Here is an 18386-nt window from a genome sequence, read left to right as displayed (position 1 = left end):
GTTAGAATATCACACCCAGCAGAATAAATAGCAGTACTGTCCCCACACCTAGGGCGATGAATAACATGCCATAACGCTTGTCCGATATCATCTCGGTGCGGTGGTCATTTTTTAAAAGCTCCACTTGATTCATATAAGCACACACCTTTTTGGCCTCAGGATGCCCCCCATCTGCCGCCTTGCGAAGCCAATGTTCGCCCATGCTCACGTCCATCGCCATACCGCCATCACTCGGAGCAAAGCCTTGATAATACAGACGGCTAAGTAGTTTTTGGGCTCGGACATCACCCATTTGGGCAGAACGCTTGGTAAGCATGATGGCCTTATGAATGTCCACATTCACCCCACGCCCCTCAAAATAACACAAAGCAAGGCGTAACATGGCAGATGGATTATTCTGCTTGATGAGCTTTACCAGCAGAGCAAGTGCCTGTTTGCGTGCCTGCAACTGATTATCATTAAATACAATCTCATCCATCTGCTTGCCTTGGGCGATTTTATTACTAATGAATGTATCAAATTTGGTTAATATTGCCGCTGCCTTTTGATACTCACTGACAGCATCGCTTGGGGTGTTGATATTTAGCAAATCTTGGTATGCCTCATCAAAGAGCTTGGGCGTGTGTGAGGCTCTTGCTCTTTTTTTATAAGCAGATGGGGGCAGGGTTGTGGCATTGGATTGGTGCGGACTTTTGGCTTGATGTGGTGTGTTTGGGCTTGCAACATGAGCTTGACTGGCAGACTGGGCAGATTGCAAGGTTTGCATATCTTGCACAACTGGGGCTGGGCTATGGCTGATTGGTTGTCCATCCACCATGGTTTGATTATGCAAACTTGTTAAATCATTTTGCCCATCGTTTGTCAAAGGGTTTATTGAATGATTTTGCAGGTCGTTATTTAAATTATTTTGCTCATTATCTTGCCCGTCACGTGGCAAGTGGTTTTGTAAACCATATTGCAAACCATTTTGTAAAATAGCTTGCTCATTCCGCTCATCTTGCTCATCAACCGCTTGCACTGACTTATCTACTTGCGTTAAAAATAGCGGTTGTTCGCTAAATAACTGCTTGGCTTTATCATCAGCATTTGCACTGTACTGCAATCGCTTAAAACCCTCAATAAAATCATACACCGCCCAATACAAACTATCCTCTGCCACACCCACACCTTGACCGTCATCATCAAGACCTGCCACAAAGGTGCGGTCAATCGTACCAAACAGCCTTGCTCCGATGACAGGCAGGATAAAAAACCTATCCGCCACCGCCTGCCCTGCTTGCCCCACGCCTTGACATAATACACCCATGCCATAATAAAAGCCCTGCAACTGTTCAGCTGTCATCTGACTTTGGGGGTCTGCCCCCATCTGCGAGAACAGGCGAGTATAGACACGGCTAAACCCTTGGGCGGTATAGATATCCACGGTAGGCTTAACCACCGCCTGTCTAAGTTCCTGTTTTATCACTTGGATAACATGATACGCCAAAATGATGATGAGCCGAGCAAAGTCGTCATGAGCCATCGCATAAGATTCACTTACATGTTTATTTGCCAAATCTGACTTGACCGCTGATAAGAATACGTCTAACAGTTTAAGGCTGTCCAAATCCGCCTTGAATGCTGTCTGCTTAGCCATGAGTACAGACAGACGTTCATGATAGGCAAAACGCTTGCCCATCACGCTCATACTCTGCCACAACTCATGTACCTCTTTGTCAAATTCAAACCAGACAAATGGGGCGATATTCATGCTCTGCCCTCAAGCATGTTATTTAAAAATTCAAGCACATTTTTAGAGCTTACCTTTTGTTGTAAGGCGAGAAGCTCTGTCTTAACCATCTCTTTATCATCATCTGCTAGCGTATACCAACGTGCCAGAGCCGATAAGGCACGAGAAGCCAGTACAGGATTTATCACATCCAAACGTGCCAAAGCCGACAGATACAGTAAGATGCCGTCTTTTGTCCATAGCTGAGTGGGTTTATTTGCCAATGCTCCAAGTGTGGTACGCACACGATTTGGTGTCTGCCAATCATAATCCGTTCGCTCCATTAGGGTCTTGATAAATGCCACATCACGACTGTCCGCCCCTGCTTGCACACTAAACCACTGGTCAATGACCAAATCATCATCATGATATTCTTCATAAAACTGAGTGGTATAATCGTCTGCATTTGGCAAGCCAAACTCAATCATCGCCTCCAATGCACCCAGTTGCTCACTCATACAAGAAGCGTTGGCGTATTGATACTGGGCACGTTCGGTCATGTCAAGTTTGGCGGTCAATGCCAGATTTAGCAGTACATTTCTAAGCAGTCGCACTCCACGAGCGTCAGGGGTGTCCTCATAAGGCACGATGGGCAGGGCGTCATACCACGCTTGCACATGGTCAGCTAAGGCGTGAGCAATTTGCTCTTTTAAGGCGGTGCGTGTCGCTTTGACCTCTTGTGGTTTATAATTCTCATCATACGCCACGGCAAGCTCACTTTCGCTTGGCACGTCAAATAGGCGGGCACTAAGCATGGGGTCTTTGTGCATAAGTGTTGGTACGATACGTTTTAGAGTATCGGTCAGCAAAGTGATATTATCCGATTTGCCAAATAACAATCTACCCACCAATGCTTGTACTGCCTGCCATTGGTTAAAGCCTTCATTTTCAAATTCCACAATTTTCATCAAATCTTCATCAGTATGATCAAATACCAGCTTGACAGGGGCAGAAAAGTTACGAAGTACCGACACCACAGGACGTACACCACCCAAATCCAGACCATCAAAACTAAATGATTGGCTGTTTTCGGTTAAAAGTAGCAAGTCTTGGGCAAGTAGTTGTCCATTTTCTCCATGAAAAATCGCCACATCTATCGGAATGGGCAAGGCTTTTGGTTCATCAAATCCTGCCACATGACGAGTTTCTTGACTAAATGTCAGCTCAACGCCATCAGCCACCACCTCAAATCCACCTGACAGTACAGGCGTACCTGGTTGGGTATACCATGCCAAAAAGTCCAGCACACGTTCATCGCCTACGCTCATTGCTGATAAAAAATCTTCAATGGTAACGGCTTGACCATCATAGCGAGCAAAATACTCATCCGTGCCTTGGCGAAATTTATCTTGCCCCAGCAATGTTGCTATCATACGTACGATTTCTGCCCCTTTTTCATAGATGGTAACGGTGTAAAAATTATTAATCTCCACAAAACTGTCAGGACGTACAGGGTGAGCCAACACGCCTGCATCTTCTTTGAATTGGTGAGCCTTTAAAAAACTCACATCATCAATGCGTTGCACCGCAGGCGAGCGATGGGAGGCTGAGAAACTTTGGTCTCTAAATACGGTAAAGCCCTCTTTTAGGCACAGCTGAAACCAATCACGGCAGGTAACACGATTGCCTGTCCAGTTGTGAAAATATTCATGAGCGATGACCGCCTTGACATGAAAACTGCGTTCATCGGTTGTGGTCTTTGGGCTAGATAGCACACAAGAGGTGTTAAAAATATTCAAGCCCTTATTTTCCATCGCACCCATGTTAAATTGCCCTGTGGCGACAATCATATAACGGTCAAGGTCATACGCCCGCCCATAACGCTCCTCATCCCATGCCATCGCATCTTTTAGGGCGGTCATGGCAACGTGGCATTTGTCAATATCAGCAGGCGAGGCGTAGATTTCTAGGAGCACATCACGCCCCTCGCTTGTGGTGTAATGGTCGCTTGTAACTGCCAAATCCGCCACCACACAGGCAAACAGATAGCTTGGTTTTTTGGTTGGGTCATGCCAAATGGCAAAATGTCTGTCATCACCCACATCTCCTTGTTGTATGAGATTGCCATTGGCAAGCAGTACCGAAAAACGCTTGTCTGCTTCTACTCGGGTTGTGTATTCGGTCAGAACATCAGGACGGTCAGGGAAAAAGATAATCTTGCGAAAACCCTCAGGCTCGCACTGGGTAACAAACATCAACTCATCGCCTGCACCTGATTGGTACAAGCCTTCTAGGGCGGTGTTGGTTTGGGGTGTGATTTTTACCTCAATGGCAACTTTGGCGGTATCAGGTGCCTGATGAATGGTTAGACTCTCACCATCTAAACTGTATTCATCGGCGGTCAATGCCTTGTCATTGACACTAATGCCAAGCAGTTCAAGCTCACGCCCAAATAAAACAAGCGCTCCGTCATGCTCACGCTTCATGTTTAGCACACCAGACACTGTGGCGTGGTCATCAAATATCCTAATGTCCAAATAAATGTCGTCCACACGATAAGTTGGAGGTGTGTAGTCTTTTAGGTAGATTTTTTGGGGTTCTTTGGTGCTGTTTGTCATGGTCTAATCCTATATTAAAGATGTTTGGGTGCTGACTTCATTTTTAAATTTAATCAACATGAGATGGATAAATGAACACGCCATACTATCAAATTTTTGTCATGAAAAAAAGACCATCTCACCCCAAAAATTGCCAATATGGTCATTATTTTGACACAACTGCCCACAAAATCTCAAAAAAGACCAATTTTTTGTCCAAATACCCAAAAACAACCTTAAAATGACATGCAAATGACTTGCTAAACCCAGTGAATTTTGTCATTATAATGTATGGTTTTCTCACATGATTTTGCAAATTGTCATTAAACAGCAAACTGTGGTAAAATGGTAAAAATAGTATAATCACCAAAATGGTTTTAACCAGTTCTTTCATCAAAGGAGCATTTATGCTTACATCTAAAATTTCAACAACCTTAGTATTGGCTTTGACCGCCAGCACGTTGATGGTTGCAGGCTGTGCCAGCCAAAAACCAAAATCACAGGTCGTGGTTGCCCCATTGGGTGGACATGGTGTCAATGCTGGTCATACTGGCTATACTGGCGGTGCTTTGGTAGATAATTCGGTCGCCATCCAAAATGCCGCTCAAAACATGCAAGGCGTGGTACATTTTGACTTTGACTCAGACGCCATTCGTCCTGATGCTGCTGCCATATTGGACCGTCAAGCCCAATTTTTAAACGCCAATCAAACCGCCAGAGTACAAATTGCAGGACACACCGACGAGCGTGGTTCTCGTGAATATAACATGTCATTGGGCGAACGTCGTGCGGCGTCTGTGCGTAGCTATCTTGCCAGCAAAGGCGTAAACAGTGCCAATATTGAGATTTTAAGTTTTGGCGAAGAACAACCCATCGCCACAGGTTCTAACGAAGCCTCTTGGGCTCAAAATCGCCGTGCTGAACTAAGCTACTAAGCGAACCTAAAACTGCCAGACCCAAATCTTGTGATTTTTGTCATCATGTGATTTGGGTTTTTATTGGCTATTAATGACTGGGTTTTATCATCAATATCATCAATATCAAGCCAATTTTAAAAACCTCTCAAAATTCATGGTATGATTTTCTTATAAAATTGTTGCATAATTGTTGTTTTTTAAATGATTTGTAAACCCACCATCGCTTTTGTCATGATTTTAACGTAGAATAGAATACTGTATGATTAGGTTTAATATTGATGTCAATATTATTGAAAATACCAAAAATTAAAATTTTTTATTTTTATTCATGATTAGGATGTGCCTGCCGTGCCTGCCTTTGGTATTTTATGATTATTTTATGATGATGGATTTATATTTCATTCATATTTTATATTAATGTTTTATAAATATTATAAATGGCAGGCAACTCCTAATCAGTAAGGAGCTTTTATGAATCTGATTAATCATTTACAAACGGTTGTTAGCCCCAAAGTCTTAGCCCTAATTGGCGAACATGATGGCAATGACACCGCCAAGACAAATGCACTAACAGGATTGTATGGACTGTTTGGTGCAAATCTTAGCAACCCTGATATTGCCACCAAAGTGCAAGCACTCACCCCTACACAACTTGAAGATGGCAATCATGTGCTAAGTACTCTCATCCAAGATGCCCAAGGCGTCAGTCAAGTTGCCACCTTAAATAATGAGCTTGCCTTTGAACATGGACTGCCAAACACCACCACAGAAGCTCTAACTGCCAATGCCGCACCGCTCATCGTACGTGAACTGAACACACTGGCAGGGTCAAGTCCACTGCACACTTTCCTACAAGAAAAAACAGATGATTTTGCAGAGTTTTTACCCAACTGGGCAGAAAAATTACTGCCAGCGGGTCTGTTGGCAGGAGCTGCCACATTGGGCGTGTCATCATCGGTAAATGCTGCCACCAACGCCACTACCAACACATCAAGCACAAGTACCTTAGAGCAGCCAACTACTAAGGACAAAAATCCTGACGTTACCCATGTTAATGGTCAACTAAAACCCATCAAAAAAGCAGAAGGCAGTTTTATGAAGGCCTTATTGCCCATCATTGGCGTGGTGATTTTTGCAGGGTTGGCATGGTTGCTGTTGCGTGGTTGTCAAGAAAAACCCACGCCCGTGGCAACACCCATCACACCTGCTCAAACTACTCCTACTGTTGGCACTACTGCCATGAGTGTTGCTCCTGCCACGCTTAGTCTTGCCACCGATGAGACAGGTCAAGGCATTTACTCCTGCCGTGGTGAAGCTGGTGGCCAGAGCGTCTTTACCGATGTTGGTACTGCCCTATCAGATACGTTTGGCGTAACAAAAGACAAATGTCAGCTAAATGTCAGCTCTGATGTGGCAGATACTTTGCCAGCTGGTGAGTATTTAACTGGCATCTTTAATCTCATCAAAGGCGTGCCTAATGCCAGCGTGAGCATCATTGACAAAACCATTCTCTTTAATGCTGCCAATGCCGATGATATCACCAAACTCATCGATGCTACCAAAGCCTTAGTTCCTGCTGACTTTGTGGTAGAAGCAGAGCCACAGCTTGACATTAATGTCGCTGTCGCCCAAAGCATTGATACCGCCAAAGTTGCCATTGTAGGTCTAAGTGAGATGCCTGCCCCATCTGTCGCTGATGATTTGGTGCGTGCCTTGAATAGACAAATCATCAACTTTGCCAATGATTCAAGCGAGATTCCTGAACCAAACAAAGAAATCCTTGACCTGGCAGCTGCCAAACTCATCAAACTGCCCGATGCCAAACTAAAAATCACAGGTCATACCGACACCAATGCTTCTTATGAGTACAACAAAGAGCTGTCCGAACAACGTGCCAGTGCCGTTCATGATTATCTGGTCTCTAAGGGTGTGCCCGATGAGCGTTTGGATACCTTTGGAGCAAGTTTTGACCATCCTGTGGCAACCAATGCCACCGAGCAAGGTCGCTTCCAAAACCGTCGCATTGAGTTCACGCTAATCAAAGATGGTGAGCAAATCGCTGCTGTTGGTAATGCGCCAACCAGCCCTGCAACCACCCTCCAAGACACCCATGAACATGCTGAACATGATACGCCTGTAACCGACGTGGTCATCGACGCACCTGTTGAAGTTGCTCCCAAGCAAAACAACTGATCAGCTTTGATAAACCTATTGATAAAATATGTTACAATAAAAGCCCAGTCAAATCATGCTGGGTTTTTATTTGATTGGTTTTATTTAACAATGAATTTTAAGAATGACAAACCATGCCCATCGTTGTCCTATTTAATAAACCTTATAATGTTCACAGTCAATTTAGAAAAGACCACGACCAAATGATGACACTTGCTGATTATTTTGATGATAAAAGCCTGCGTGTAGCAGGGCGTTTGGACAAGGACAGTGAAGGACTGCTTATTCTTACAAATAGCGGCATGCTCAACCATTTTATCACCACCCCATCCACACACAGCCAAACCAAGCCATGGGGAAAAACCTATTTGGTACAAGTAGAACACATCCCCACTTACGAGCAACTTCATGCTCTGCGTACAGGTGTTACCCTAAAAGACGGTAACACCCTACCTGCTCATGTCTTACACCTAAGTGATGACAATCTGCCCATTAACGTATGGCAAAGACATCCGCCCATTCGTGAACGTAAACATATCCCCACCGCATGGCTGATGATGACCATCTTTGAAGGCAAAAACCGCCAAATCCGTCGTATGACCGCTCATGTCGGTCTGCCTTGCCTTAGACTTATTCGTCTACAAATTGGTGATGATAAACTTTGTTGGCATGTTGGCAGCTTAGCTGTCGGACAAAGCAGACGCATTCATGTCAGTCATGATGAACTGACACAAATGCTTTTGGACTGACGATACTGTAAGACATCTCATCATCATAGCCATTTATCAAAAACAAGCCACCCTTTTTCTTGATAATCTGTCGTACGCACTGATACACATTTATGTAGCGTTGGCAAGCCACGATGGACTGTAAAGGTACGAAGTTCATCACGGCGAAAAGCATGCACCACCACACTGCTTGCATGAGTTAGTGCTGATTTTATGCCCGCACCACTGGCACGAATGCCATCTATTGCCACGATGACATCACCCACCGACAGCCCTGCACCACTGGCGATACTGCCACGGTGTAGGTGCTTGATTTTAAGACCATCATCACCCTCATCTACGCTCACACCCCATGCTGTCTCTGTCTTTTGACTGTCTAGCACCACCCCAAACTCGCTCATCAATGCAATAAGGGGCAACTCATCCACACCCACAACATACCTACGATAAAAGTCTTGCCATTCATCCACCCCCATCATCGCCCCAATGACATCGTCAAGGTCATCATCGCTCATACCAAAACGTTTATCATCGGTCATTTTGGATTTGTCATAAAAGACTTTAACCACATCAAACAGGCGGTATTTGCCCCCTGAATGTTTTAACAAGCTCAAATCAAGACACAACGCCACCAATGCCCCCTTATTATAATAGCTTACACTCTGATTGGTGGTATTTTCATCAGGGCGATACAGCTTTATCCATGTATCAAAGCTAGACTCTGCCACACTTTGGTGTATACGGCCGTCTGTCTTATAGTAACGGTTAATTTGAGCGGTGATGAGTTTAAAATAACTTGCTCTATCAATCACACCTGAGACAAGTAACATCAAATCATCCAAATAACTGGTAAAGCCCTCAAATACCCATAATAGAGACGTGTAGGCCTCTGCTTGTAAATCACAACTTATCATCACATCAGGACACACCGATTTGACCCACCAAGCGTGAAAATACTCATGACTACACAGCCCCAAAAACCGCTGATAAGACTCACTGGGTACATGAGACTCATTCACAGGCAAATCAGTGCGAGAAGTGATAAGAGCGGTTGAATTAATGTGTTCTAATCCGCCATAATCACCGCCTGTTACCATCGTCATAAAGGTATAATCAGCAAAAGGCACATCGCCCAGCAGATGGGCATAGCTTTGACAAATTTTTTGCACATCTGCTGACAGCCGTGTCAGATCAGTGCGGTGTCGCCCTGCGATAAAAAAGCGATGACCAATTGACCTGCCTGATGCTTGTACTGTAAAATCAAACAGCGACTGCACACCAAATTCAAAGGGGTAATCATAATATGCAAAGGCCTGTTTTGGGGCAAGCAAATATTCCACTCCCCACTCATACTCACGCACGATGTGGGGCAGACCACAAGCGAGCGATGAGCCTTCATTTTTTGCCAAAAAGTCCTGTGGTACGTGCAAATGCACACAAGCAGATGCCCACTCATTGCCTGATAACATAAAAAGAAGCGATGTAAAATTACCAAAAAGTCGGCTATCATCCACAAATGCCGTTCGTACTGACAAATCATGACAGTACACCTCATAATGCACCGTTATCCTGCCTGTCTGATGGATACCAGTAAACTCATAATGGTTTTTGGCACTTTTATACGCCCGATACGCCCGCCCCATCTCATCATAGGCGATGACTTTGGTGATATTTTTGCTAAACTCACGCACCAAATAACTGCCCGCTATCCATGTCGGTAACCACAAACCAAATCCCTCATCGGGGTGTATCATCTCTGTCATATCAAAACTCATGACGACATTAACCAAATGTTCACGATGCCTATTAAAATCAAGCACATAATGAATGGCAACGTCCTGCTTAGCATTGACATTTAACAAATTGGGGGCTAATAACAAATTGGGGGCTAAGTGTGATGGTGTCATTATATTACCTTATAAAATGGGTGTATCATTTAAATAATTGCAATGATGGCAAAATTGCAAATGATGACTGTACTGCCAAAAAGATATTGCTAAATTTGCGTTATTATATCAAAATTGATTTGGGTCTGTATTCATCCGCTTTTAAAAAATTTTTGTAAACAAGTCCCAATATTTATCAAAACTTTGCTATAATAGCTCTTGATTGTCAGTCATAACACCCCATGTACTGATAAACATTTTTCACTTTTATAGGAAAATTTCATGTCAATCATTGCAAATGACACCGTTGTACAATTCAACTACACCCTAACCAACAGCGACGGCGACGTGCTGGATAAGTCAAATGGTGAACCACTTGCTTACTTGCACGGTCATCATAACATCATTTCTGGTCTTGAATCTAAAATGGAGGGCAAAAGTGTGGGCGATAAGTTTACCGTAACTGTTGCCCCAGAAGATGCTTATGGCGAGTACCTTAGCGAGGCTGTCCAAGAAGTGCCACGTGCAAACTTTCAAGGTGTTGAAAACATTGAAGCTGGCATGCAATTTCAATCACAAACCGATGATGGTCATGTCATGCTTGTTACCGTCAAAGATGTTAATGATGATATTGTCGTCGTAGACGGTAACCATCCCTTAGCTGGTGTTACCCTGACATTTGACGTTGAGGTCGTTGATGTACGCAAAGCCACCGCCGATGAGATTGCACATGGTCATGCACACGGAGCAGGCGGTCATCATCACTGATTGATTGATTAAAAACCCAAATATTTGAACTTACCCCAAAGTCCAAAGTCCAAAGTCCAAAGTCCCAAAGAAAGTTAAACACAACCAATCTTTGGGATAAGCTTATCTGCTTTGAGTTTTTACTTTTTAAACATGATGGACGTGCCTGTCTCTCTTTTTTTATTGACATTTCTTTTTTTCACAAAATCTCTTTTCATAAAATATCTCAATGACAGACATGCTCTCATGTTTTAATCTCCATCCAAACTCTCGCCAAAGGCATTTTTATGAAAACCCAAGCTCTCTTAGTGATTATCACCACCCTATTGACTGCCTGCTCTGCCACACCTTTGACGCCCCCAATAAAAAATACTCATAATAGCGAACCAACCCCAACTATGACAGATTTGCCTTTGAGACCGTCGCAATCTGACACCACCCACCACCTGACCCATCTTCGCCAAAAATGGCAACTTACCGCCGTGCAAGGGATAGATTATCAAGGCAAAATCAAAGGTGAGTTTGATTTGACAGACCCTACCAATGCCAGTGGTCATGCAGGGTGCAACACATTCATGTTTGGCATGAGCGACATCGGCGATGACACCTTACACATCGGTGCTGTGGCCTCCACTCGCATGGCATGTTCTGAGATGGCATTAGAGCAAATATTAGAACGGCTCTTGCCCACACTTAGCCATTATAAAGTCAGTGCCACCAACCTTACACTCTTTAATGACCAAGGTCAAGCATTGTATTTTAAGGCGATAAAATAACCCACACCACAAGATGACCACTGGGTCATTTTACCATCAAAATCCCACGCTTTGGTCGCCCTTATGCTACAATATATCAAGCCATCGCTTGTATCAATAGCACAAGGACAGCCATGAATACATTTTTTAAAGGCAAATTCTCAAAAAGCAAACCCACCCCCATCCACGCCGATGACACCCCCTATCCGCATATTTTTCGTCCGCTCGATTTGGGTTTTACCACACTAAAAAATCGCATGGTCATGGGTTCTATGCACACAGGGCTTGAAGACAGGTTTTATAATTACGGTAAACTTGCTCGCTACTTTGAGGAGCGTGCCAAAGGCGGTGTCGCCCTTATCATCACAGGTGGCATCTCACCCAACCGTGAGGGGTGGCTTACCCCATTTGGTGGCACATTAAACCGAACCGCTGACATCATCCATCATGCCCGAGTTGTCCGTGCAGTACACAAATACGACACCAAAATTCTCTTACAAATCCTACACAGTGGACGTTATGGTTATCACCCTTTTGTGGTTGCTCCAAGCCCCATCAAATCACCCATCTCACCCTTTAAACCCCGCCAAATGTCCACCAAAAATATCAAGGCAACCATAAACGATTATGTCCATACTGCCAAACTTGCCAAAAAAGCAGGCTATGACGGCGTGGAAATCATGGGCTCTGAGGGATACTTGATTAACCAATTTTTATCAGCTCGCACCAACCAACGCACCGATGATTATGGTGGCAGTTTGGATAACCGAGCCAGATTTGCCCTAGACATCGTTAAAGCGATTCGTCGGGCAGTTGGCAGCGATTTTATCATCAGTTTTCGCTTATCCATGTTAGAACTGGTTGAAAATGGTGCGGTCATGACAGAGGTTATCACTCTTGCCACGTGGTTGGAATTGGCAGGGGTAACACTCATCAACACAGGCATCGGCTGGCATGAAGCACGCATTCCAACCATTGTTACAGGTGTACCACGAGCCAGTTTTGTGCGATTTAGTCAAGCGGTCAAAGAGGTCATTAATATTCCCATCATCGGTGCTAACCGCATTAACATGCCTGATACAGCAGAGGCGATTTTGGCAGATGGGCAAGTGGATTTGGTGCAGATGGCACGCCCCTTTTTAGCAGACAGTGCGTGGGTACAAAAAGCCCAAATGGGTAACGCTCATCTGATTAACACCTGTATCGGCTGTAATCAAGCCTGCCTTGATCACACCTTTGCAGGGCAGAGAGCGACTTGTTTGGTCAATCCACGAGCGTGTTTTGAGAGCGAATACGACATTCGTCCCACCAAAAAAGCTAAAAAAATCGCCGTCATCGGAGGCGGTGTCGCTGGTATGACAGTTGCCGTTACCGCAAGCGAGCGTGGACATGACGTGACCATTTTTGAACGTAACAGCACGCTTGGGGGTCAGTTTAATTTTGCCAAAGTCATTGCTGGTAAAGAGGAGTTCTTTGAGACCATTCGCTACTATCGTAACATGATAGAAAAATGTGGCATCAGCGTTCATCTAAACCATGAAATAAGCGATGAATTTTTAAAAAACAGCGACTTTGATGATATTGTCATCGCCACAGGGGTTACGCCACGCAAAGTACGATTTGATGGCACCGACTTGCCACAGGTCATGACCTATGCCGAACTGCTCTCAGGACAAAAAGTTGCAGGCAAGGCAGTGGCAATACTAGGAGCGGGCGGTATTGGCTTTGATGTGGCAGAATTTTTGGCACATGGGGGTGTGATTGCCAGCGACGTGCATGACCGTGCTTATCGCCCCACCGCTCAAAGCCCTGATGAATTTTTTGCCCAATGGGGCATAAACCCCAAGCCAAACTATGACAGCAAAGGCGGACTTGCCAAATCTGCCCCCACACCAAACCATCGCCAAATTTACCTATTACAACGCAGTCATGGCAAACTTGGCAAAGGACTTAACAAAACCACAGGCTGGGTACACAAAGCCATCATCAAGCAAGCAGGTGTCATTCAAATCTCGGGGGCAACTTATGACAAAATCACCGATGAGGGTTTGTGGATAACGGTAAATACACAAGCTCAACTGCTCCGTGTGGACAGCGTGGTACTCTGTGTAGGACAAGAGCCCGTCAATCATCTCATGCCAAAACTGGGCGACACCCCCAAAGCCCACTACCACATCATTGGTGGGGCAAAAAATGCCGAGTGTTTAGATGCCAAACGAGCCATTAGAGAGGGCTTTTTATTGGGACTTCAATTATAGAGCATACCCACTCTTGACCTGTTGATAAATATGATAATGACTTGATGGCTCATCCCTTTACATGCACCTTTATATGAAAATGATTATCCGCCCACTTATCCACAAAAAGGTGTATAATGAACACATCATACTTCCCATTTTCATATCTTTATCAAATTCATCAAGGTCAATATATGTCAAATTATACTTTTAATCGCACCTTTCCTGCCACTCGCCTGCGTCGTCTGCGTGTGCTAGATGGCATGCGTGATATGGTCAGCGAAACCCATCTACAACCTTGTCATCTCATCGCTCCTGTATTTGTCATCGAAGGACAAAACCAACGCCAAGCCATCAAAAGCATGCCAAACATTGAACGATTGTCCATTGATTTGCTTGTCAAGCATTGCAAAGAACTCTACAAGATAGGTGTAAGAATGGTGGACATATTCCCTGTGATTGACCCCACTCTAAAATCACCCAATGGCGAAAATGCCTATGACCCCAATACCCTTGCTGTACGTGCCATTTCTGCCATCAAAGATGCCTTGCCCGAACTTATTGTCATGACCGATGTTGCTCTTGACCCCTATACCACGCACGGACAAGATGGCATTATTGATGATAGTGGTTATGTGGTCAATGACATCACCATTCAGGCGTTGGTTAAACAAACACTTGCCCACGCTCGTGCAGGGGCGGATGTCATCTCACCATCGGACATGATGGACGGTCGCATTCGTGCCATGCGTGATGCCCTAGAAGCAGAGGGCTTTGTCAATACCGCCATCATGGCATACTCTGCCAAATACGCCTCCGCCTACTATGGGCCTTTTCGTGATGCAGTTGGCTCATCAAACAATCTAAAAGGGCATAAAAAACAATACCAAATGAACCCTGCCAACCGAAATGAAGCACTACATGAGGTGGCACTAGATATCAAGGAGGGGGCGGATATGGTCATGGTAAAACCCGGTCAGCCCTATTTAGATGTGGTGCGTGAAGTTAAAGATAACTTTGGTGTGCCAACCTTTGCCTATCAAGTCTCAGGTGAGTATGCCATGCACATGGCAGCCATCCAAAACGGTTGGCTTAGCGAAGCGGTCATATTAGAGAGTTTGGTTGGATTTAGGCGAGCAGGTTGTGATGGGATATTAAGTTATTTTGCCCTAACTGCTGGGCGAATGCTTGCTGACATGTAAGATTTGACAGCATAAACCCAACAACATCAAACAAAAAAGAGCATTCATTTGCTCTTTTTTAACACTCTTACATTAATGATGAGTCAAAGCATCCACAGGGTTTAGCTTTGATGCGTTGCGAGCGGGTAAAAAGCCAAACACGATACCGATGAGTGTTGAACAAACAAAGGCGACGACGACAGACAATGGTGAATAAATCACCCCCACGCTATCACTGCCAAATTTATTGATAAGACTGCCCACACCAAAAGCAAGCAGTATCCCCAGCACACCACCCAAAACACACACAAGCACCGCCTCTATCAAAAACTGCCCCAAAATGTCCGACTCTCTTGCACCAACTGCCATACGTACACCTATCTCACTTGTGCGTTCGGTAACAGACACCAGCATGATATTCATGACACCAATACCACCCACGATGAGCGAGATGATGGCAATGGATGAGATGAGCATGGTCATGGCAGCGGTGGTTGATTGTACCGTTTCTTTGATGCTGTCGGTGTTCATGATATTAAAATCATCCGTACCGTGTCGTGATTGAATGAGTTTGGAGATGGCAGTCTCAGCAATGGCCGATGGTGTATCATCATCAATCAAGACAACAAAGCGGTCAAGGGTGTTTTTACCAAGCATGCGATACATAACAGTGGTATAAGGCAGATAGACAGTGGGTGAATTATTCATGCGGGCAAAGGGCGATGGATTTTCTGATAATACCCCCACGATACGAGCAGGGACATTACCGATAAGCAAGGTTTGCCCAATGGGATTACCTTTGCTGTTAAAATAAATTTCATAAGCACTTTGGTCAATGATGGCATCCTGTGCGGATGTGGCAATGCTGGTTTCATCAAACATTTGTCCCATGAACAGCTTTTCACCCGTAACGGATAAATAATCTTTACCCACACCTGTTACCGTACCTGTTGCATCTTGACTTTGATGGCGGATATTAACCGATTTGTTGACCATGGGGCTTACCGACAGGGCATAAGGTTGGTCAGCAACGGCTTTGGCATCTGCCACGGTCAGATTATCTTGTCCAAACCGCCGTCTGGGGTCGCCAAAGGGATAACCGTCTATCACGGTGATGGTATTTGTGCCCAGTGCATTGATGTCAGCTAAGATTTTAGCTTGTGAACCCTGCCCAAGTCCCACGATAGACACAACAGAGGCGATGCCAATGATAATCCCAAGCATGGTCAAAAGTGTACGCATTTTATGTGCCATCATGGCATACATGGACATTTTAAAGGCTTCTTTTAAACGGTCCATCACACCCAATAAGGTATTTTTTGAGGTGGGAATGCTTTTATTTGTGGCGGTGTTTTGGATGTTTGCATCATTGTTTAGGGGTTTTTGATTTTTGGCATTATCATTATAATAATCTATGATGATATGACCATCTTTTAGCTCAATCACTCGCTCGGCTTGACTTGCCAAATTTGCATCATGCGTTACCATGATGATGGTGTGTCCATCATCTTTTAAACGGTGCAAGATGTTCATCACCTGCTCACCTGAAACACTGTCTAACGCCCCTGTTGGTTCATCTGCCAAAATGATATCGCCCCCATTCATCAAGGCTCTGGCGATAGAGACACGTTGCTGTTGTCCGCCTGAAAGCTGGCTTGGGCGATTGGTGATTTTATCGCCCAAACCCAGCTGAGTAAGTAGCTTGGTGGCTCTCTTACGCCTTTTGGTAGCATTCATGCCTGCATAAACGGCAGGTACGGTAACATTATCAAGAGCATTGATATCGCCCAAAAGATGATAACGCTGAAAGATAAAGCCAAAATGCTCACGCCTAAGTTCGGCAAGCTCCTCACCTCTCATCTCATCCACAGATTTACCAAAAATGGTATAACTGCCACCGGTGGCCTTGTCAAGACAACCCAAAATGTTCATGAGTGTGGATTTTCCCGAACCTGACTGACCGATAATGGCAACCATCTCGCCTTGATACAAAGTCAAATCAAGTCCATGCAAAACACGGACAGTCGTATCGCCAGCAGAAAACTCATGCACCAGATTTTTTATTTGTATGAGTGGGATTTTCATTATGCCCCCTAACGCATGGACGGACTGTATTGGTATTGTTCGTCTTGACCTTGGCTATTTGAATCACCAATGACGACTTTATCACCGACGTTTAACCCTGATTTAATCTCGGCATCAATACGATTATTTAGCCCCACTTGCACCTCCACGGGTTTGGCGATGCCATCATTTGTTAGTACTTGTACACTATATTTACCCTCCTTGCCATCTCCTTTTAAAGCAGATGACGGTATGGTCAGCACGTTTTTGACCGAATCGGTAATAATGCTGACCTGTGCGGTCATGTCAATACGAAATTTGCGTTCAGTATTATCCACATCAAGATAACCGATATAATACACCGCAGAATCGGTATTACTGTTGGTGCTGATTTTCTCAGGAGCAGGTTCTACTCCTGTGAGTGTGGCATCAAACTGCTTTTGAGTGTTACCAATAATGTTAAAACGAGCGGGCATATTGGCACTTACATTTACCACGTCTGCCTCTGATATTTGGGCGTTAATACGAACACGGCTTAGGTCGGCAAGCGTAACGATGGTTGGAGCGGATTGCATGGCATTTACCGTTGTACCCTCTTTTTGGGTGATGGCGATGACCGTGCCATCCATCGGAGCAACGATTGTAGTATAACTCAAATCCTCAGTAGCAGTAGATAGATTGTTTTGGGCTTTGTTAATGTTTGCTTGTTGGCTTTGGATATTCGCCCGGGCAGAGACAACGTCATTTTTGGCATTGTGAACATTTGCTCTTGCCACTTGCACATTGGCTGTGGCAATCTCTACCGCACTTTTGGCATCGTCATAATCTTGGCGACTGATTGCATCAATGTTTAAAAGCTCCTCCAAACGAGCAAAGGTTTGTTTGGCTTTTTGTAGTTCAGCAAGGCGTGCTTGCAACATGGCCTGTGAACTTGCCACACTGCCTTCGCCAGATGCCAAATTGGCCTTAGCCTGAGCAAGATTTGCCTGTGCTTGCCTCAAATTAGCACCTGCATTGGAGACGGCGTTCTTTTGTTCTATTTGATTAATTTGGGCGATTATGTCGCCTTTTTTGACCTCATCGCCGACCTTTACATACAGCTTAACAATCCGCCCAGATACCTGAGCTCCCACATCCACGCTGTAAATGGGCTTGACCTTGCCCGATGCCATGACCGTATTTTCAATGTCGCCCATGACCGCATCAGCGGTAAGATAAGACGGCGGGGTGGGTTTGGGATTTAAAAGTTGATAAATGACAAACCCAATTAGCCCCACAATCAAGGCGGTGATGAACCATTTTGGGGAGAATTTGGATTTTTTGACAGTGGCGGGCATGATTTTTTCCAAATGATGACTGGCAGGATGGTAATGGGTGTTTAAAATCAGCAATTT

At 44.7% G+C, this 18386-nt stretch carries 12 protein-coding genes; 7 read left to right on the top strand and 5 right to left on the bottom strand.

Features of this window, described 5'->3' with window-relative positions; translation table 11 throughout:
• Position 1: 1 nt before the first annotated feature.
• Together A7456_RS01965 and pepN are read right to left on the bottom strand one after the other, a co-directional pair.
• Positions 2 to 1750, bottom strand: a complete 1749-nt coding sequence (locus A7456_RS01965) for a tetratricopeptide repeat protein (RefSeq protein WP_067007024.1) — start codon at positions 1748 to 1750, stop codon at positions 2 to 4.
• A complete protein-coding gene (gene pepN, locus A7456_RS01960) occupies positions 1747 to 4326 on the bottom strand; it encodes an aminopeptidase N (RefSeq protein ID WP_067007020.1) in 2580 nt (859 codons plus the stop codon). The genes A7456_RS01965 and pepN overlap by 4 nt, the downstream gene beginning before the upstream one ends.
• A 386-nt stretch (positions 4327 to 4712) precedes the next feature.
• Here pepN and pal point away from each other — a divergent pair, with 386 nt between their 5' ends.
• The 3 genes from pal (at position 4713) to A7456_RS01940 (ending at position 8143) form a co-directional block, all read left to right on the top strand.
• Complete coding sequence (gene pal / locus A7456_RS01950; RefSeq protein WP_066885620.1) at positions 4713 to 5240, top strand: peptidoglycan-associated lipoprotein Pal; 528 nt, start codon at positions 4713 to 4715, stop codon at positions 5238 to 5240.
• A gap of 453 nt (positions 5241 to 5693) precedes the next feature.
• Entirely contained in the window at positions 5694 to 7415 is a 1722-nt protein-coding gene (locus A7456_RS01945; protein WP_067007015.1) for an OmpA family protein, read from the top strand.
• Positions 7416 to 7528: 113 nt separating this feature from the next.
• Positions 7529 to 8143: a pseudouridine synthase gene (locus A7456_RS01940; RefSeq protein WP_066892577.1), complete on the top strand. Its 615-nt coding sequence runs from the start codon at positions 7529 to 7531 to the stop codon at positions 8141 to 8143.
• Between the two features lie 23 nt (positions 8144 to 8166).
• Here A7456_RS01940 and A7456_RS01935 read toward each other — a convergent pair whose 3' ends face one another.
• Positions 8167 to 10029, bottom strand: a complete 1863-nt coding sequence (locus A7456_RS01935) for a M61 family metallopeptidase (RefSeq protein ID WP_082995391.1) — start codon at positions 10027 to 10029, stop codon at positions 8167 to 8169.
• A 261-nt stretch (positions 10030 to 10290) separates the two neighbouring features.
• Here A7456_RS01935 and A7456_RS01930 point away from each other — a divergent pair, with 261 nt between their 5' ends.
• The 4 genes from A7456_RS01930 to hemB all read left to right on the top strand — a co-directional run bounded on the left by A7456_RS01930 (position 10291) and on the right by hemB (position 14949).
• A complete protein-coding gene (locus A7456_RS01930) occupies positions 10291 to 10776 on the top strand; it encodes an FKBP-type peptidyl-prolyl cis-trans isomerase (RefSeq protein WP_066885610.1) in 486 nt (161 codons plus the stop codon).
• 266 nt (positions 10777 to 11042) lie between these two features.
• Positions 11043 to 11531: an META domain-containing protein gene (locus A7456_RS01925; RefSeq protein ID WP_067007012.1), complete on the top strand. Its 489-nt coding sequence runs from the start codon at positions 11043 to 11045 to the stop codon at positions 11529 to 11531.
• Between the two features lie 113 nt (positions 11532 to 11644).
• Positions 11645 to 13768: an NADPH-dependent 2,4-dienoyl-CoA reductase gene (locus A7456_RS01920; RefSeq protein ID WP_082995390.1), complete on the top strand. Its 2124-nt coding sequence runs from the start codon at positions 11645 to 11647 to the stop codon at positions 13766 to 13768.
• Positions 13769 to 13941: 173 nt separating this feature from the next.
• Entirely contained in the window at positions 13942 to 14949 is a 1008-nt protein-coding gene (gene hemB / locus A7456_RS01915; RefSeq protein WP_066892570.1) for a porphobilinogen synthase, read from the top strand.
• 72 nt (positions 14950 to 15021) lie between these two features.
• Here hemB and A7456_RS01910 read toward each other — a convergent pair whose 3' ends face one another.
• Together A7456_RS01910 and A7456_RS01905 are read right to left on the bottom strand one after the other, a co-directional pair.
• Complete coding sequence (locus tag A7456_RS01910; protein WP_067007009.1) at positions 15022 to 17013, bottom strand: MacB family efflux pump subunit; 1992 nt, start codon at positions 17011 to 17013, stop codon at positions 15022 to 15024.
• 8 nt (positions 17014 to 17021) lie between these two features.
• Entirely contained in the window at positions 17022 to 18329 is a 1308-nt protein-coding gene (locus A7456_RS01905; protein WP_067007365.1) for an efflux RND transporter periplasmic adaptor subunit, read from the bottom strand.
• Between the last annotated feature and the right edge of the window lie 57 nt (positions 18330 to 18386).

Source organism: Moraxella nonliquefaciens (genome assembly GCF_001679005.1).
Taxonomy (GTDB): Bacteria; Pseudomonadota; Gammaproteobacteria; order Pseudomonadales; family Moraxellaceae; genus Moraxella; species Moraxella nonliquefaciens.
This window is presented reverse-complemented; position numbering and strand designations above follow the sequence as displayed.